18 protein-coding genes are annotated in these 17,794 nt (G+C 62.7%); 17 read left to right on the forward strand and 1 reads right to left on the reverse strand.

Annotated elements, in window-relative coordinates:
- The 8 genes from AC1DQ3_RS29405 to AC1DQ3_RS29440 all read left to right on the forward strand — a co-directional run.
- Positions 1-807, forward strand: an 807-nt coding sequence (locus AC1DQ3_RS29405) for a fumarylacetoacetate hydrolase family protein (RefSeq protein WP_477123651.1), incomplete at its 5' end; no start/stop codon positions are given.
- 76 nt (positions 808-883) lie between these two features.
- Positions 884-2,239, forward strand: coding sequence for an MFS transporter (locus AC1DQ3_RS29410; RefSeq protein WP_477123652.1), 1,356 nt, complete (start codon positions 884-886; stop codon positions 2,237-2,239).
- Positions 2,240-2,271: 32 nt separating this feature from the next.
- On the forward strand, positions 2,272-3,492 hold the full coding sequence (locus AC1DQ3_RS29415; protein WP_477123653.1) for a CaiB/BaiF CoA transferase family protein: 1,221 nt from the start codon (positions 2,272-2,274) through the stop codon (positions 3,490-3,492).
- A 36-nt stretch (positions 3,493-3,528) separates the two neighbouring features.
- Positions 3,529-4,326 (forward strand): crotonase/enoyl-CoA hydratase family protein, encoded by a 798-nt coding sequence (locus AC1DQ3_RS29420; protein ID WP_477123654.1) that lies wholly within the window; start codon positions 3,529-3,531, stop codon positions 4,324-4,326.
- A 189-nt stretch (positions 4,327-4,515) separates the two neighbouring features.
- Positions 4,516-5,451 carry a LysR family transcriptional regulator gene (locus tag AC1DQ3_RS29425; RefSeq protein ID WP_477123655.1) on the forward strand — a complete coding sequence of 312 codons (936 nt, stop codon included), beginning with the start codon at positions 4,516-4,518 and terminating at the stop codon, positions 5,449-5,451.
- A gap of 274 nt (positions 5,452-5,725) precedes the next feature.
- On the forward strand, positions 5,726-6,868 hold the full coding sequence (locus AC1DQ3_RS29430; RefSeq protein WP_477123656.1) for a porin: 1,143 nt from the start codon (positions 5,726-5,728) through the stop codon (positions 6,866-6,868).
- Between the two features lie 21 nt (positions 6,869-6,889).
- Positions 6,890-8,227 (forward strand): MFS transporter, encoded by a 1,338-nt coding sequence (locus AC1DQ3_RS29435; RefSeq protein ID WP_477123657.1) that lies wholly within the window; start codon positions 6,890-6,892, stop codon positions 8,225-8,227.
- Between the two features lie 4 nt (positions 8,228-8,231).
- On the forward strand, positions 8,232-9,713 hold the full coding sequence (locus AC1DQ3_RS29440) for a carboxylesterase family protein (protein WP_477123658.1): 1,482 nt from the start codon (positions 8,232-8,234) through the stop codon (positions 9,711-9,713).
- An 83-nt stretch (positions 9,714-9,796) separates the two neighbouring features.
- Here the strand turns inward: AC1DQ3_RS29440 and AC1DQ3_RS29445 are convergent, their stop codons facing one another.
- Positions 9,797-10,387 (reverse strand): TetR/AcrR family transcriptional regulator, encoded by a 591-nt coding sequence (locus AC1DQ3_RS29445; protein ID WP_477123659.1) that lies wholly within the window; start codon positions 10,385-10,387, stop codon positions 9,797-9,799.
- Between the two features lie 173 nt (positions 10,388-10,560).
- Here AC1DQ3_RS29445 and AC1DQ3_RS29450 point away from each other — a divergent pair, with 173 nt between their 5' ends.
- From AC1DQ3_RS29450 to AC1DQ3_RS29490, 9 genes are all read left to right on the forward strand, one after another.
- A complete protein-coding gene (locus AC1DQ3_RS29450; protein ID WP_477123660.1) occupies positions 10,561-11,382 on the forward strand; it encodes an alpha/beta fold hydrolase in 822 nt (273 codons plus the stop codon).
- A 4-nt stretch (positions 11,383-11,386) separates the two neighbouring features.
- Positions 11,387-11,683 carry a hypothetical protein gene (locus AC1DQ3_RS29455; RefSeq protein ID WP_477123661.1) on the forward strand — a complete coding sequence of 99 codons (297 nt, stop codon included), beginning with the start codon at positions 11,387-11,389 and terminating at the stop codon, positions 11,681-11,683.
- A 32-nt stretch (positions 11,684-11,715) separates the two neighbouring features.
- Positions 11,716-12,555 (forward strand): DODA-type extradiol aromatic ring-opening family dioxygenase, encoded by an 840-nt coding sequence (locus AC1DQ3_RS29460; RefSeq protein ID WP_477123662.1) that lies wholly within the window; start codon positions 11,716-11,718, stop codon positions 12,553-12,555.
- A 74-nt stretch (positions 12,556-12,629) separates the two neighbouring features.
- Entirely contained in the window at positions 12,630-12,974 is a 345-nt protein-coding gene (locus AC1DQ3_RS29465) for a non-heme iron oxygenase ferredoxin subunit (protein WP_477123663.1), read from the forward strand.
- A gap of 10 nt (positions 12,975-12,984) precedes the next feature.
- Positions 12,985-14,385, forward strand: a complete 1,401-nt coding sequence (locus tag AC1DQ3_RS29470) for an aromatic ring-hydroxylating dioxygenase subunit alpha (RefSeq protein ID WP_477123664.1) — start codon at positions 12,985-12,987, stop codon at positions 14,383-14,385.
- Positions 14,382-14,933: a 3-phenylpropionate/cinnamic acid dioxygenase subunit beta gene (locus tag AC1DQ3_RS29475; protein ID WP_477123665.1), complete on the forward strand. Its 552-nt coding sequence runs from the start codon at positions 14,382-14,384 to the stop codon at positions 14,931-14,933. Before AC1DQ3_RS29470 ends, AC1DQ3_RS29475 begins: the two co-directional genes overlap by 4 nt.
- A gap of 2 nt (positions 14,934-14,935) precedes the next feature.
- Entirely contained in the window at positions 14,936-15,739 is an 804-nt protein-coding gene (gene hcaB, locus AC1DQ3_RS29480) for a 3-(cis-5,6-dihydroxycyclohexa-1,3-dien-1-yl)propanoate dehydrogenase (RefSeq protein ID WP_477123666.1), read from the forward strand.
- 180 nt (positions 15,740-15,919) lie between these two features.
- Positions 15,920-16,867 carry an NAD(P)H-dependent flavin oxidoreductase gene (locus AC1DQ3_RS29485; protein WP_477123667.1) on the forward strand — a complete coding sequence of 316 codons (948 nt, stop codon included), beginning with the start codon at positions 15,920-15,922 and terminating at the stop codon, positions 16,865-16,867.
- 54 nt (positions 16,868-16,921) lie between these two features.
- Positions 16,922-17,704, forward strand: coding sequence for a 2-keto-4-pentenoate hydratase (locus AC1DQ3_RS29490; RefSeq protein WP_477123668.1), 783 nt, complete (start codon positions 16,922-16,924; stop codon positions 17,702-17,704).
- Positions 17,705-17,794 lie beyond the last annotated feature (90 nt).

Consider the following 17,794-nt stretch of genomic DNA (forward strand, 5'->3'; position numbering starts at 1 on the left):
GGCCGTGCGTCGAGCATCGGGCTCTCTGGCCAGATAGTCCGGCGGCCTGTCGGCCAGCGCGTGCTGGCCGGACAGGGCCAGCCCGAACTGGGAGCGAGCACCCGGCTCGACTACGAACTGGAACTGGGAATCTTCATCGGTGTCGGCAATGAGCAGGGCACGCACATTCCGGTTGGCCGGGCGGAGGAGCATGTTTTCGGCCTCTGCATCCTGAACGACTGGTCGGCGCGGGACATCCAGGCGTGGGAATCGATTCCGCTCGGGCCGTTCCACGCGAAGAATTTCGCTACGACGATCTCCCCGTGGATCGTCACGATGGACGCGCTGGCACCGTTCCGCACGGGCTGGAGCCGGCCGCCGGCCGATCCGCAACCGCTGCCCTACCTGGCGTCGCCCTCGATGTTGGAGCAGGGCGCGATCGACATCCAGCTGGAAGTTGCGCTTGAGACGGCCGCCCTCCGGCGTGACGGCATCCCGCCGACACGCCTCTCACGCACGAGCTTCCGCCACCAGTACTGGACGGTCGGGCAGATGGTCGCGCACCACACCGTCGGCGGCTGCAACCTGCGCAGCGGCGACCTGCTGGGCAGCGGGACGATTTCCGGCCCGACGCCGGCGGAGGCGGGCGCGCTCATCGAACTCACCCGTGCGGGCCAATTGCCGGTGCACCTGGATACCGGCGAGACCCGCTCTTTTCTCGAAGACGGCGATGCGGTCGTGATGACGGGCTGGTGCGAGCGGCCCGGCTATGCGCGCATCGGTTTCGGCGAGAACCGTGGGCAAATCGTTCCCGCTGAACAGGCCTGAAGCAGACCAATGTGGGTAGAAGTATCAGGCGACCCCGGTGGAGACTCGGGGGGCGCCAGAATTAGGAGATATTGTGATGACCACGCGATTCAAGGCGGATGCGCCGGCCTACGATACCGACGCCGACGCCGCATTGCGCAAGGCGTATCGGACCTCGGAATGGCGCATCCTGCCGATCCTCTTCGGCTTGTGGATGCTGGCCTGGGTTGACCGGGCGAACGTGGCGTTTGCGAAGCTGCAGATGTCGCCGGACTTGGGCTTCAGCGAGACGGCGTACGGATTCGGCGCCGGCCTGTTCTTTCTTGGCTACGTGCTGCTGGGCGTGCCCAGCGCGATGGTCCAGCGCCGCGCCGGCGCCCGGCTGACCATCTCCGTGATCGCGCTCGGGTGGGGCGCGACCAGTGTTGCGATGATTTTTGTCAAGTCGGCCGGCATGTTCTATGCGCTGCGTTTCCTGCTGGGCGCCTTCGAGGCAGGCTTCTATCCCGGCGTCATCCTGTACCTGAACCAGTGGTATCCCACGCAACGCCGCACGCGCAACTTCAGCATCTTCCATTCGGCGGCGATCTGCTCGACGGTCGCGGTGGGGATGACCGGCGGCTTCGTGCTCGACCATATGAGCGGCTTACTCGGCGTGGCAGGGTGGCGGTGGATGTTCCTCGTGCAGGCCGTGCCGACAGTGGTGCTCGCCGGGGTCGCTTTCGTCGTCCTTCCAGATGGACCGGCGACGGCGCGATGGCTGTCGGAAGGGCAGCGCCGGCTGATCCTGGCAGATCTGGCGCGCGCTGCCAGCCAGGCGGTCTCGCCGGCTGGCAAACCGGTATCGCTGCTCGCCAACCCGATGACGTGGGTGCTCGCCGCCGTCTACTTCGGCATCCTGGCCGCCAACTCTGCGCTGAGCTTCTTCATACCGGCGATCCTCCACGAGGCGGGATTCGGCGGCTACAGCGCCATCGGCGGCGTGATCGCCGCGATCTGCCTCCTTGGCGCCATCGGCAATATCGCCTTCTCGAGTGCGGCCAGCCGCTATCGCGACAGCCGCCTCGCCTGCGCGATCGCATCGGTGGTCAGCGTGGCAAGTATCCTGGCGCTGCCGGCCGTCTGGCACAGCCAGCCAGGGACGTTCCTCACGCTGGTCCTTGCGCTTGCCGGCACCGGCGCGGGGATCGCGTTGTTCTGGCAGATTCCGGTGCGTTATATGGACGAGAAGACCGCCGAGCTGGGCGTGCCACTGATCAGCTCGCTGGCCAACGTCGCCGGCTTTTTGACACCATGGCTGATCGGCTATTTGCGCGACATGTCCGGCACCTATAGCGGCGGCTTTCTGACGGCAGCCGGCGCGCAGGGGCTTGCCGCGGTCCTCCTCATTATCGGTATCCCGCTTGCACTTCGGCGCCTGATCGCCGAGGTGCCAAGGTCGGAGCACGCCTGAACCACGATTACCCCAACGACAGGAGATTCCGCATGGGTGCATTGAATCATATCCGCGTGCTCGATCTGACACGCGTGCTGGCGGGGCCTTGGTGTGCCCAGACTCTCGCCGACTTCGGTGCCGACGTCATCAAGATCGAGCGCCCCGGCGCAGGAGACGATACGCGGCAATGGGGCCCGCCGTACTTCAGGACACCGGACGGCACGGCAACGCGCGAGGCCTCTTACTACCTCGCGGCCAACCGGAACAAGCGCTCGGTGACGGTCGATATCGGCACGCCGGAAGGGCAACGCATCGTGCGCGAGCTGGCGGAGCAGAGCGACGTCGTGCTGGAGAATTATAAGGTTGGCCAGTTGAAGAAGTACGGACTCGACTACGCCTCGCTGAAGGCGATCAACCCGGCCCTGATCTACTGCTCGATCACCGGGTTCGGGCAGGACGGCCCGTATGCGTCGCGCGCGGGCTACGACTTCATCGTCCAGGGGCTGGGGGGCTTCATGAGCGTCACGGGCGAGCACGACAGCCAAGCGGGCGGCGGCCCGCAGAAGGCCGGCGTGGCGATTGCCGACCTGATGACGGGCATGTATGCGACCACGGCCGTGCTCGCTGCCTTGGCGCACCGCGACCGCACCGGCGAGGGCCAGTACATAGACATGGCGCTGCTCGATGTGCAGGTGGCGATGCTGGCAAACGTCGGCGCGAACTTCCTGACCAGCGGGACCGCCCCGAAGCGGTGGGGCAATGCGCACGCGAATATCGTGCCGTACCAGTCGTTCGAGGCGAGCGACGGCTGGATTATCGTGGCGGTCGGCAACGACGGCCAGTTCCGGAAGTTGGTCGAGATCTGCGGCCGAGCGGAGTTGGCGGATGACGAGCGGTTCGCTACCAATCCCGCACGGGTCCAGAACCGCGACACGCTGGTCCCTATCCTGGCCGACATGGTCCGCACGCGCGACAAGCACCAGTGGATCGCACTGCTGGAGGCGGCGGGCGTCCCCTGCGGTCCGATCAACGATCTTGCCGAAGTCTTCGAGAACGAGCAGGTTGTTGCCCGCGGCATGAAGGTCGAGGTGGACCACCCGCTCGGTGGTGCCGTCCGGCTGGTGCGCAACCCCATCCGGATGAGCGCCACGCCGCCCGAGGCGAAGTCGGCACCGCCCCTGCTGGGTCAACATACTGAACAGGTACTGAAATCCCTGCTCGGCTACGACGACGGCGCCATCGGGTGCCTGCGCGCGAGCTCTGTCATCTGATTTGCAATCTGATGGTCATCTGAAAACCGGAACACCATGACGAACTTCCTGCATTACGCACAGCGCGACCACGTCGTCACGCTGACCATGAACGAGCCTGAGCGGCGCAACCCGCTCACCGGCAATACGGCGGTGGACGAGTTCCTTGAAGCCATCGACCGGATCGAGGCCGACGCCAGCGTGCGCGCTGTCATCATCACCGGTGCCGGCACCGCTTTCTCGTCGGGCGGCAGCATCCAGGAGATGGAACGCCAGTCGTCGGGCGACGTCACCGGAATGGAGATCCGGCGCGACTACCGGCGCGGCATCCAGCGCCTGCCGCTGGCGCTGTTCAATCTCGAAGTGCCGGTGATTGCCGCTGTCAACGGCCACGCCATGGGTGCCGGGCTTGACCTGGCCTGCATGTGCGATATGCGCATCGCATCCGAGAACGCGCTCTTTGCCGAGAGCTTCGTTAAGCTGGGGATCATCCCGGGCGACGGTGGCGCGTGGTTGCTGCCGCGAATTATTGGCTTGTCGCGCGCGGCAGAAATGACATTCACAGCACGCGCCATCGATGCCCGCAAGGCGCTGGAGTGGAATCTGGTGTCACAGGTGGTGCCCGCCGACCAGTTGCTTGCCACCGCGAACGAACTGGCTGAGGCCGTGGCCGCCAACCCGCCGCACGCGGTGCGCATGGCCAAGCGCCTGCTGCGCGAGGGCATGCACACGCGGCTGGATACGTTGCTGGAGTTGTCGGCCGGCTTCCAGGCGATGTCGCACCAGACGGCGGACCATCGCGAAGCCGTGTCGGCGTTCCTGGAGAAGCGCAAGCCGACGTTCAGCGGCAATTGACTGACAGCCGACACGAGGAGAAGACCCTGCGCGATTGTTGTTGCTGCGCCCGCGGATGGCCTTGAAATGCGATCCGCCCTGCGAAAGGACAGGTTTGCCCGGATTCCGAGGGCGCGGTCTCAACGGGCGGGGCAGGCCTGGGATGCCGGGAGTATCGTATAGTCCAAGCTTTGCATACTCGCCCTCCACATGACCCCATTTCGAGGAAAGCTTCGCACGCGCCATCTGGAAGTCATCCTGTCGGTCGCGGAGTTTGGCAATCTTTCGAAGGCCGCGCAGCAGCTCCACATGACGCAATCCGGGCTTTCCCGATCTGTCGCAGAGATTGAGGAAATCGTTGGTGGCAGATTGTTCGAGCGTTCTGCCAAAGGGACGGTCACGACGCCTATGGGTGCAACCCTATGCCGTCACGCAGCTTTACTTCTGAGCGATCTTCACAAAGCCGAGGCAGACCTTGCTTCCATCGCCGCTGGGGGCGTGGGGAACATTTCCATAGGCTGCTTCTCCATGTTCGGACGCTGGCCCGTTGCCGAGGCGATCCTGCAGTTTAGGGAAGTTCACCCCCGCGTTGACATCACGGTAGAAGTGGGGCCGCACGAGACCTTGATAGAGAAGCTTGATTCCGGGGCAATCGACTTGTTAATCAGTCGTAGCCCCCCGAGTCTGAATGGGCAGACTTACCGAACAGTCGAACTTGTGCACGACGGAATAGTCCTGGCGTGCTCTCCGGAACATCCCCTGGCTTCAAAGGAGGTGGATCTCGCCGCATGCGTACAGTATCCGTGGATCTCTGCGCCGCCAGGAAGCGTCATGCGAGAACTCGTTGCCAACGAAATTCGCGAGGCGGGTCTCGAGCTGCCGAATATTGTGGGGGCGCTTTCGCTGGAACTCGGTAGGGAGCTCATGTTGAGCGGTAAATTTCTCTGGCATTTGCCCGAAAGCACGGCCAGGCACATGGCCGCTCGCAACGAAGTCATCTTGTTGCCGCTGGTCTTCAGGCTCAGTCCAGGGCCGCTTTCCGCAGTCTGGCGGCGAGACAAGACGAGCACCCGGCCAACTCGTGACTTTATTCTGTGTCTTCGGCGCGTCGTCGAAGCATCAACGAGCCACCAACGCCTTGGGTAGGTCCTCGTCGATTGACGGCTCAGTTCGACATCGGTAGCAGCTTGACTTTGGTGCGTGCCAATGCATTTGGCGTCATCGCACCACGCTAGGGTATGACCACTCCGCATGGAGTTTCTCAATACTGTCATGCCTTATACCTCATTTCCGCCACTAACATCGGTGCACCGGTAAGTCCTTGCGCATTGCAGCTCGGACTTTGACCTGTGTTTCAAAAAAGAGGTCGCCATGCCGCCAGGCCAGGCGCCCATCCGAAGCGATGATTTGGAGGAGATGTATGAGAAAGAGCAGTTCGTTGGCCAGCAGCAACCCCACGGCACTAGCGGTACGTCGGACTGGGTTGTTCGGCCTGGTCATCTTGCTGGGCGTGATCGGCGTTGTGGGAAGTACCGCCGCAGCACAGCCCGATGGATTGGCCATCAGCGGCCTGGTAACCGGCGGGGTGACGGGCACGTCGAATGTCAACGGGGGCGCCCGATATGGGCAGGATTCGGGCCCCTATCGTCCCAACTATTTTGCTTTCAATGGCTCAGAGACGCTATCCCCCGATATGTCCGCGTATTTTCGCCTTGCGGGCAGGTTCTTTGTGGACAACGGCCAGACCTTAGGGCAACTATTCAACACATACTCGATTGTTGGCCTGCGTGGAAAGTTGGGTGACCTCTCGCTCGGGAATACCCGGGACTTCATGTTCGACTACTTCACCGTTGGCGGCTTTAGCGGTGCATGGCACGGTGGCTTATGGGGTACCGGACAGGGCCCGTTCCAGAACTTCGGCGGCGTTTACGGGGGGATTCGAGGGGGGTCGTTTGACTACGACCGGTCAAATGGAGAATCGGCTGCCAATTCGGTCAAATATACCAATCAATTCGGGCCTCTGAAGCTAGGCGCAATGTACTCGTTCGGAGAGAGAGCAGGCTCCGTCCAGGGCGGGAGCACATACAGCCTCGGGTCCCTTTACGAAACCTCGCGGTTTGCCGCCACGGCCAATTACACCGATTTTCGAGACAACAGCACACCTGACAACAACACGCACATTCGGGCGTTAGGTCTGGGTGCGCGCTGGCTGATCAACGACTGGACCTTCGCTGGCTCCTACTCGCGGACTACCAATGCCAATACTGACGGTGCGATCGACACGTTCGGCGTTGGTTCGACAAAGTCATTTGGCGAACGGTACGGGGTCACTCTTCATTATCAGTACATGAAGGGCAACGGCCCGCTGTTTAACCGCTATGCGCATCAGGTTCTGTTGAGAGCCGAAACCTCGCTCTCTGCGAGAACGCGCATCTATTTGCAGGCGGCATATCAACGGGCTGGCGGTACTGCTGATGCCAAGGCATGGGTCAATGGCGCCGCCGGACCATCCTCCGGCAAGCAGCAAACGATAGCAGGGCTCTTCCTTGAGCATGCGTTTTAATCGGAATCCAGTGAGCTCTCAATGAAGAATCCCACAATGAACGCCGGTGCGGAGGATATCGTCAGTCTGATCGACTCAGCGCCTCCAAGCCTGCGCAGGAACGTCATCATTTCGATTTGCTTCGCTATTGTTGCAATTGAAGGGTTTGATGCCGCCATCATCGGCTTCATCGCGCCGCAGATTGCCGTTCACTTTGCGAGCAGCCCATCGAAAATATCTTCTGCCATCGCGGCAGGCATGTTCGGATTACTGCTCGGGTATTTGACTGCAGGAACGCTTGCGGACAAGAGGGGAAGGAAGCCTGTGCTCGTCATCGGCGCGACCTTGTTTGCCCTGACTTCAGTGGTCTGCGCATTCAGTACGTCGTTGACTCAGTTGATCGTCTGGCGGTTTCTGACGGGCGTGGGGATCGGGCTGGCGATGCCAGCCATTGGTGCGCTATTGGCGGAGCTACTGCCGGCACGCCGTCGCGCTTCGGCGCTTTCTGCCGTCTTTTGCGGCTTCCTTTTCGGTTCCGCACTTGCTGGCCTGCTTACAGGTCATCTCATCGATGTGATCGGTTGGGAAGGGCTGTTCCTGATAGGAGGCGCCGCGCCGCTTGTGCTGATTCCGGCGGTTATCTGGTTGGTGCCCGAGTCGCCAAGGTACCTGGCACAGCTTGGCGCTGCACCGGATGCAATCTTGCGGGCATTGGCGAAACTCGGCTTGTATCCACTGACGGACGTGCCGTTTCGCGCCTCGATTCCGGAGCCCGCGCGGCGCCAGGGTAGTGTGGTCTATCTGTTTAGCCCGCAATTCAGGACGACCACGCTGCTGCTCTGGGTCTTGATGTTCCTGATTCTCGGTAGCTTCTATGTGATCGCAAGCTGGCTGCCCACGTTGATTCGTGACGCGGGCGTCAGCGTTGCCATTGCATCAAGAACTGCGTCATTGTTTCAGTTTGGCGGCTTGGCGGGCGCCGTTACCGGCGTGTTCGCCATCCGACGCATGGCGCCGTTGAAGTTCGTCCTCATCGCGCTTGTCTTGGGCGCGGTGACACCCCAACTCATATCCATGCCCGCATCGACCACTCGCTACGCGATGACTGTCTTCTGTTCAGGGTTTCTTATTAGCGGGCCCATTGTGGTCCTGAATGCAGTTGCTGCAATGGTCTATCCGACGGAGGTTCGCTCGGTGGGAGCGGGATGGGCGAGCGGTATTGGAAGGATAGGGTCTTTGGTGGGGGCGGGGTCAATAGGGCTGCTGATGAAGTCGGGCTTTGCGCTAAGCCAACTCATCGCAATGGGAAGTGCGACTGTTCTCCTGTGTGCGGTCGTTGTAGCGGTACTTTCTCGCTCGTTGCGGGAATCAGGAGTGTGAAGAAATGAAGGTAGAGAACAATTCTGCAGTGGTGTCGTTGTCGTCTGGTGTCGCCAGAGGGGACGTGAACAAGGGGATCTGCGTCTTCCGTGGATTGCCATATGGAGAGCGGGCGAATCCGCGTGGCCGCCTGTCCGAAGTTGTTTCCCCGACGCCGTGGCCAGGTGAGCGCGATGCGACGCAGCTTGCCGCTGTTTTCCCACAAACGCCATCACGTCTGGCGGCCGTAATGGGGAACGGCATCGACCGCAATGCACAGTCCGAGGACGCCTTTGTCCTCAATGTATGGGCACCGCAGGAAGCCACGGCGCTCCCGGTCTTTGTCTTTATCCACGGTGGTGGATTCCTGTCGGGCGGCGGCTCGGCCTTCTGGTATGACGGCGAGCGCCTTTCGAGGGAAGGGCGGATTGTCGTTGTGACGGTCAACTATAGGCTGGGCGCGCTGGGGCACTTCACCTCCGGGAAGGACAGCGGCGGAAATCGCGCTGTCCATGATCTGATCCGGGCACTCGAGTGGGTGCAGGAGAATATCGGGCAGTTTGGTGGTGACGCGAGCAACGTGACGGTTGGCGGTCAATCCGCTGGCGCATGGTACGCGTGGCTGCTGGGTGTCAGTCCCGCGTCGAAGGGACTACTCCGCCGAAACGTCATGCTCAGTTTGCCGACCGTGCCTGCGCACCTGGTCGGAGAATCGATCCAGACAAGTCAGGAGTTTCTGGCGCTCGCGGGGGCTTCCGATCTGGACGGCATGAGCGTGGAGGAAATTCTTGTCACGCAAGACAAGCTGATGAGCGCTCGGGCTCGATTTGGGGATATCTCCGTGGGGTTTCGCCCCGTGGTCGAGGAAGGCCTCGTTCCTGACTGGCTCTTCGACTTTCCGCGTGCGGTGGAGGCAGCCCATGTGTCGTCGTCCATGCTGGGCTCCACGGCGGAGGAGAATACCGCCTTCATGTTTGCTGTGCCGGAGGTGGTCGGTGTGGACGACGGGCAAGTCAGGACATGGTTTGAGCAAAAACTTGGTGTGGCTGGGGAGAGGGCATACGCGAGCTTTGCCGCGGCGCGCCCCGGGCATAGCCCATACACTCAGCTCATCGACGCGAGTAGTTACAGCGTTTTTGGGGCTGGCGTAGGGCGAATTGCCATGGCCTGCAACGGTGCCGGAATACCTGTCTACCCATACAGGTTCAGTGTGTCCAGCCACGTGCACAACCTGATGAGTCCCCATTGCCTGGAGCTACCATTCCTGTTCGGGAATCGTGAGGCATGGTCGGATGCGCCGATGGTCGCTGACGTGGCCGACTCAGTCTTCGAGAGCGTCGGTGCGGATTTCCGCTCGGCGATATCCAGCTTTGCCACTACGTGTCAGCCTGTGTCGCCATCCTTGGGCATCTGGCAACAGTTTGATAGTGCCACGCCAGAGATCCATGACTTCAATGACGATGGCATTGCCAGGAAGACGTGGAAACCGTTGCTCGACGTCTTCTGACAATATCTCGGCAATGCCAGGCATTCTCCGCGTGGCCCAGTGGAGCGGCCAACCACCGGTCAGGGGCGGAGCGCAACATCAGACTACTGCGCGAGCAGTAACCGTTCGATGCATGCCCTGCGCTCTTCCTTCTGCGCCGCTGTGCCCTGGTGGGAAAGCAGGGACTCCGACAATTCATAACTGTATAGCGCGAACGCCCTCGCCCGCGCTTCGGGGATATCGAACCCGAGGGCGCTGAAGCACTGCGAGATATAGGACAGGCGCTTGGCGTCGACCTCATCGAGTACCTGGCGCACCCGCTCTTCCCGGCGGGCCCAGGCGCGGATGGCAAGTTCCGTTGATGCCGCTTCCTGGGCTGCGGTTCCCCGGAACGGCAAGGTGAGCAAATCCCGGACCAGCTCCCGGGGCGGCAACCCACGGCGCTCGAAGCGGTAGATGATCTGCTCGGTGGCTTCATCGCGCCATGCGGTCAACATGCGCTGCAGCAGGTCTTCACGGTCCTTGAAGTGCCAGTAGAAGCTGCCGCGCGTGACTTCCAGCTCCTTGGCCAGCACTTCGACGCGCACCGCGTCAACGCTGCGACTGACCAGGAGATTGCGGGCAGCCTTGATCCAGTCTTCTGGCGTAAGTTGGTTGCGAGGGGCTGCGGAACTGGTCCCCGGGCCTTTTGGCATAGTGCCTCCAATAAAGATGGAGAGGATTGTACTTCCCTCCATCAATACATATATGTATGGTAAGGAATCTGCCGCCTCTCGGGTAAACACCAGTAAGTTATCGAGAATTCTTGCTTGACCGGACCTGCTTCGCTTCCTACCATACACATACGTATGTGTATGGAGAAATTGAGATGAACCAATATGAGGGCGTCGGCCTGACCTTGACCGCTGCGGAGCACCAAACCAACTACTTCGACCAGGGCACCGGCAAGCCGCTGTTCCTGCTGCATGGATCGGGACCGGGCGTGTCCGGTTGGTCGAACTGGAAGGGTGTGATGGGCGAACTCGGCAAGCGCTTCCGCGTCATCGTCCCGGACATTGCGGGCTTTGGCTTCACCGAGTTCAAGGAAGGCACGAAGTACGACATCAAGCTGTGGGTGCGGCACCTGGTTGGCATCATGGATGCGCTGGATATCGAGAAGGCTTCGTTTGTCGGCAACTCCTTCGGCGGGGCACTTTCCGTCGGCCTGGCGGTGTTCGACCCCAAGCGCGTCGACCGCCTTGTGCTGCTCGGCGTGCCGGCAGGGGAGTTCGAGCAGACGCCGGGCCTGCGCTCCGCTTGGGAGTACGAGCCGTCGCCGGAGAATATGGAAAAGACGATGCGCCTGTTCCCCTATGACCAGTCGATCATTACCCCGGAAATGGTGCAGTCCCGCTACGAGGCCAGCGCTCGTCCCGGCGCGCAGGATGCGCTGCGCAAGCTGCTGCCCAAGCCGAATGCGCAAGGCCCGACCATCGTCAAGGGGTTTCCGGAAGCTGCCATCGCCAAGATCGAGGCGCGCACGCTGGTGTTGCACGGACGTGAAGACCGAGTGGTGCCGCCGGCATGCGGCCAGTTGCTGGCCCGCACGATTCCGCAGGCGGACCTGCACCTGTTCGGGCAATGTGGCCACTGGGTCCAGACCGAGCGGCGCGCCGATTTCCTGAACCTGGTTGGCAATTTCTGCGCATAAGCCCATGAGCCGCAACGTCCTCGAAAAGGTCCTTCACCAGCTGACGGTGGATCGCACGGCAAAGCAGCGCTTTCGCGAAGATGCCGACGCCTATCTGCGGCGCTTTGTCCTTAGCGAGGCGGAGCGGGCCATGCTGATGCAGTTTGATGTGCTTGGCCTGCAGCAGGCGGGCGTCAACCCGATGCTGACCATGGGCTTCTGGCAGGAGCTGTCCCCGGAGCGCGACATGCGCGCCTATATGAAGAAGCTGCGCCCGGTCGGATCGGCAGAGGCGTTGCACAGCGCCGCATTGAAGCGCTAGAAGCGGCAACAGGAACAGGAACAGGAACAAAGATGGGAAAGATCGTAGGTGGCTTCCTGGTGCCCCATGACCCGGTGATGTTCGTCGCGCCCGAGGCGCCGACACCCGCGGTGCGGGGCCGCATGTGGGGTGCCTTCAAGACTTGCGCGGCACGGCTGGCAGAACTGGCGCCGACCAGTGTGGTGATCGTGGGCGCGGACCATTACATGCTGTTTGGCACCGGTTGCCTGCCCAGCTACCTGATCGGCACGGGCGATGTCGACGGCCCGCTGGACGCCATGCCCGGCCTGAAGCGCGGGGTGATACCGAACAGTGAAGCGCTGGCATCGCATATCGCGAGCGAGGGCCAAGCCAACGGTTTCGACTGGGCCGTGGCGCGCGCGCTGACGGTGGACCATGCCATTGGCATTCCAAACCAGCTGATGGTGCAGCCGATGCGCGAAGCGGGCCACGCCGTCGGCACCATCCCGGTGTACCTCGCCGCAGGTGTCGATCCCTATATCCGGATATCGCGCGCCATCCAGGTTGGCCGGCAGATCCGCGATGCGGTTGGCGCGTACCCGGAGGATGAGCGTGTCGTGGTGATCGGCAGTGGTGGCATCAGCCACTGGGTCGGCACCGCCGAGATGGGCAAGGTCAACGAAACCTTTGACCGTGAGATCCTGGACTATGCCGAACGCAATGACCTGCAGGCGCTTGCCGCCCTCAGCGACGAATACATCCTGGCCAACGGCGGCAACGGCGGCATGGAGATCCGGAACTGGGCCTGCGCCATGGGCGCGCTGGAAGGCGCGCGCGGCGAGACCATTGCCTATGAAGCCGTCCCGGAATGGGTGACGGGCCTGGGATTTGTCCAGTTGCATCTGCAGTGACGCAGTGACCCAGTGACCCAGTGACCCAGTGACGCAGTGACCGGCGCGGAGCCGGCCAAGAAGGAATTACAGCAATGAGCAATAAAGTCTTCCTGATCCAGCGTGAAGCGCTGGCGCCGGGCCAGGTCTGCAAGATCGAGACATCGGGCTGCCCCCTGGCTGTCTACAACATCGACGGCGAATACTTCGCCACCAGCGATGTGTGCACCCATGCCACCGCCTCATTGTCCGAAGGCGAGATCGTCGACGGCGACCTTATCGCCTGCCCGGTCCACGACGGCCAGTTTCATATCCCCACCGGGCAGGCCGTCGGGTTCCCGTGCACAGTCGACCTGCGCACGTACAAGGTCATCGTCGAGGCTGACCAGATCTACGCCGATCTGGACGAAGAATCCGAAGCGGCGTCGTCAGCCATCTGAGAGAGTGAACATGACACACGAATGCAGCGGCAATTGCGCACGCTTGCGCAAGGACCCCACCAGCGCGCCCCTGCGCGACCTGGATCGCCTGTTGGATCTCAACGCCGGAAAGCTGTCACGCCGCGTCTACTGGGACCAGCGCATCTATGAGCAGGAACTGGAAAAGATCTTTGCGCGCAGCTGGCTCTTCCTCGCGCACGAATCACAGATTCCCAAGGCCGGCGATTATGTCACCACCTATATGGCGGAAGACAACGTGATCGTGGTGCGGCAGAAGGACGCCTCCATCCGCGCCTTCCTGAACACCTGCCCGCATCGCGGCAACAAGCTGAACTTCACCGACGCGGGGAACGCGCGCAGCTTTGTCTGCAACTACCACGGCTGGAGCTTCGGCATCGACGGCACCTTGCGGGGCATGGCGGGGCAGGAGTTGTTCGAGGCCAGCGGCATGGACCGCTTGGAGCACGGGCTGCACCCGGTTGCCAAGGTAGCGAGCTACAAGGGGTTGGTGTTCGGAAACATGGATCCGGACGCGCCTTCGCTGGAGGAATTTCTCGGTGACTTCCGCTATTACCTCGACGTGATGCTGGACATGGACGGCGAGGGCACGGAGTTTGTCGGTAGCTGCGTGAAGTCGGTGATCAACTGCAACTGGAAGGTGCCCGTCGAGAACTTCATCGGCGATATCTACCACGCGCTGTGGACGCATGATTCCGCCGCGCGCGCCATGCTGGGCGGCCCGGTGGCCGAGGTCTTCAGGGATCCGGATTCATACCACGTCAATTTCAATGGCCATGGCTGGGAGTTCAACCTGGATGTTGTCGGCAACGCCGCGACCCTGGGCGACAAGGAAATCCGCAAGTACCTCTACGGAATCCAGCCGCTCGTGGCGCAGCGGCTCGGCGAGTTCCGCTCCAGGATGATCGGTTCGATCTCTTCGGTGAGCGTATTCCCGAACCTTTCCTTCCTGCCCGGGCAGAACACCTTCCGCGTCTGGCATCCGCGCGGCCCGGGCAGGATCGAGCTGCACACCTGGACCATCGTCAACAAGAGCGCGCCGCAGGACATCAAGGATCGCTGGCTGAAGGGCACCATGTTGACGTTCTCGCCTTCCGGCGTGTTCGAGATGGACGATGGCGAGAACTTCGAGTTCTCCACCCGCACCAACGCCGGCTTCGTCACGCGGCAGCAAGACCTGTACATGGGCCTTGGCCTGGACTCCAGGCTGGAGGGCAGCGGGCTGCCGGGCAACGTCTACCGCAACCAGGTCAACGAAGCCAACCACCGGGCCTTCTACCAGCGCTGGCTGGACCTGATGCAGGCGCGCGCCTGGGATGAAGTCCCGGTGCGCGACAAGCCGGGCCTGCCTGAGAGCGCGTTCGTCAACGACAGCCTGAAGGAGGTCGCATGAGCGCACTCCTGAAACCGCAGCCGGTAACCCCAGCGCTGCAGGTGGTGGACCTTGGCACCGCCCATCGGGTCCAGCAATTCCTCTATCGCGAGGCCCGCCTGCTCGACAGCGAGGCGTGGAGTGACTGGCTGGCACTGATGACGGACGACGTCCATTACTGGATGCCGGCCATCGAAAACCGCCGCCGCGCGGACAAGCTGGGTGCCTACGGCGTGGGGCGTGGGGCGTATTTTGATGACAACCACTTCGACCTGGAACGGCGCGTGGCCCGCTTCAGGCAGCCCTCCGCCTGGGCCGAGGATCCCCCGACCCGCCACGTGCACGTGATCAGCAACATCGAAGCGTACGCGGGAGCGACGGATGGCGAACTCATCGTGCATTCCGTCTTCGTCAACTACCGGAGCCGGGGCGAGGCGGACAACGATCTGCTGCTTGGCCGGCGCGAGGACGTGCTGCGCGCCCATGGCGACGATTTCCGGATCGCCCGTCGCAAGATTGTCATCACGCAGTCCCTGCTGATGTCCAAGAACCTCAATACCTTCTTCTGATCATGGGCTGGCTCGATAACGATGTGGCATTGGTGACCGGCGCCAATTCAGGCATTGGCCTGGCGGTCACCCGCAGGTTCCTCGCAGAGGGCATGGCCGGCGTCGGCGTGCTGGTGCGCAACGCGCAGAGCGCGGACACCATGCGGGCCGAGTTTGGCGAGCGTGTGGCGATCACGGTGGGCGACGTGCGTTCGGAAGATGCCAATGCGCAGGCAGTGGAAGCCACCGTCAAGGCTTTCGGCAAGCTCGACACCCTGGTCGGCAATGCCGGCGTGTGGGATCACTTCGCCACGCTGCGCAAGCTGGAGCCGGGCGTGGTCAGCGCCACGTTCCGGGAGGTGTTCGACGTCAATGTCCTGGGCTACCTGCTAGCGGCCCATGCCGCCGCGCCCGCACTGCGCGAGAGTCGCGGCAGCATGATTTTCACGTTGTCGAATGCCAGCTTCTACGCTGGCGGCGGCGGTCCGGTCTACGTGGCTTCCAAGCATGCCTGCGTGGGCCTGATCCGGCAGCTTGCCTATGAACTCGCGCCGGAAATCCGTGTGAACGGCGTGGCGCCCGGTGGCACGGTGACGCCGCTGAAGGGCCCGGAATCCCTTGGCAAGCAGGAGACCAGGCTGTCGGAAATACCTGGCTTCCCGGACGCCGTGGCAAACGCCGTGCCGCTGGGCTTCATCGCCCAGCCGGAGGACCACACCGGGCACTACGTGCTGCTGGCCTCGCGCACCAATTCCCCGGCAACCACGGCCGCCATCCTGCAAAGCGACGGTGGCTGGGAAGTCCGCGGGCGGCCCGGCCGGCGCTAGCCGGGCATCCTCCAGCAGACAGGCAAGAATGGACAAGAGACAAGAACCCACACGATGAACGCCCCCAACGCATCACTCAATGCATCACTCAATGCATCACTCAACGCATCGCCCAGCCCTTCACACTCTGCTGTGCGCAATGTCTTCGCCAAAGCGCGCTTGCCGCTCATGGGCGCGCCCATGTTCCTGGTCTCCGGCCCGGACCTGGTGACCGCCAGCGTGAAGGCTGGCATCGTTGGCACCTACGCCGCCCCGAACGCGCGCAACCTTGCCGCGCTTGATGCGGCACTTGCCCAGATCGCGGCGGAGGCCGCCCATCACCCACAAGTACCATGGGCGCTGAACATGATCGTCCACAGCAGCTACGACCGATTCGAAGCGGAAATGGAACTGGTGGAACGGTATCGCCCGGGTATCGTCACCACGGCGCTGGGCAGCCCACGCCGCGTGCTGGAGCGCGTGCACGGCTACGGTGGACTGGTGATAGCGGATGTCATTTCACCGGCGCTGGCGCGCAAGGCGATCGACGCAGGCGTGGACGGCCTGGTGTTGGTTACCAGCGGCGCCGGTGGCCATACCGGCACCTATCATCCCTTCGCCTTCCTGGCGGAGGTCCGCCGTTTCTGGGACGGTCCGATCGGGCTGGCGGGTGCCATTTCCAGCGGCGCCGAGATCCGGGCGGCGCAGTTGCTGGGCGCGGATTTTGTTGTTGTCGGCACCCGCCTGATCGCAACGCGGGAGAGCATGGCGGCGCCCGCCTACCGCGACATGCTGGTGGCCAGCAGCATGGAAGACCTGGTGCAGTCCACCGCAGTCTCCGGCGTGATGGCGAACTGGCTCAGGCCGACCGTGGCGGCGGCGGGCTTTACCCCCGACAAGCTCAAAGAGGAAAGGAAGATTGATTTTTCCGGCGACATTGCCTCGGCGCCGAAAGCATGGCGGGACGTGTGGTCCGCGGGCCATGGTGTCGGTGCCATCGAAGCGGTCGGATCGGTGGAGGACGTGGTTGCGGCGCTTGCCGAGAGTTATGCCGCCTGCCTGGCCAAGGAGGCTGGGCAGCTCCTGCAATTGCTGCCGGGATATCGCTCGGTCCATGCCGCCGCCGCGGAGCGTCTCGCCGCCGCCTAGCCGGGCGGATACGCGGACAAAGACCAGCCAACAAGCATCACGAGGTAGACAACGATGAAAGACACCCCCATCCAGCAAGCAGCCGATGCGCTGTACCAGGCTCGCCGCGACCGCAGGCCCATCGCCAGGGTCTCCGAGACTTTCGGCATTGACGGCCTCGAAGCGGCCTATGCCGTCTCCGCCGCCAACACCGCACGCGCGCTGGACGAAGGCCGTGCCATCAGCGGCAAGAAGATCGGCCTGACGTCGAAAGCCGTGCAAGCACAGCTTGGCGTGGACCAGCCGGATTTTGGCGTGCTGTTCGCCGATATGGAGTTCCTGTCCGGAGCGGCGATTCCCGCGGGCTCGCTGATCCAGCCCAAGGCGGAAGGGGAGGTGGCCTTCGTCATCGGCCGCGGCCTCGACGACGACACCCTCACTTGGGGGCGTTTCCTTCGCGCCATCGAATTTGCATTGCCCGCCATCGAGATCGTCGACAGCGCGATCCAGGATTGGAAGATCACGCTGGTCGATACGGTGGCTGACAACGCGTCCTGTGGTCTCTACGTGCTCGGTACTGATCCGAAGCGCGTGACCGACCTGGCGCTGGCCGATTGCGCGATGCGCTTCGCGCGCAATGCAAAACCGGCTTCAGAGGGCAACGGTGCCGCGTGCCTGGGCCACCCGTTGCATGCCGCCTGGTGGCTGGCCCGTACCATGACGGCGATGGGCGAGCCGCTACGAGCCGGCGATGTCGTGCTCTCGGGCGCGCTCGGGCCCATGTTCAAGATCGGCCGTGGCGATGAACTGAATCTGGAAATCGAAGGGCTTGGGCAGGTGCGCTGCCACGTGGATTGACGCTAACGCCCGTCGAAAGAACGGGCAATCAGGAGACTGCAATGCAAATCAAATACGCTGCGATCGCGGCGGGGATAGCCGTGTCGGTAC

Source organism: Cupriavidus sp. 01T418, assembly GCF_056398885.1.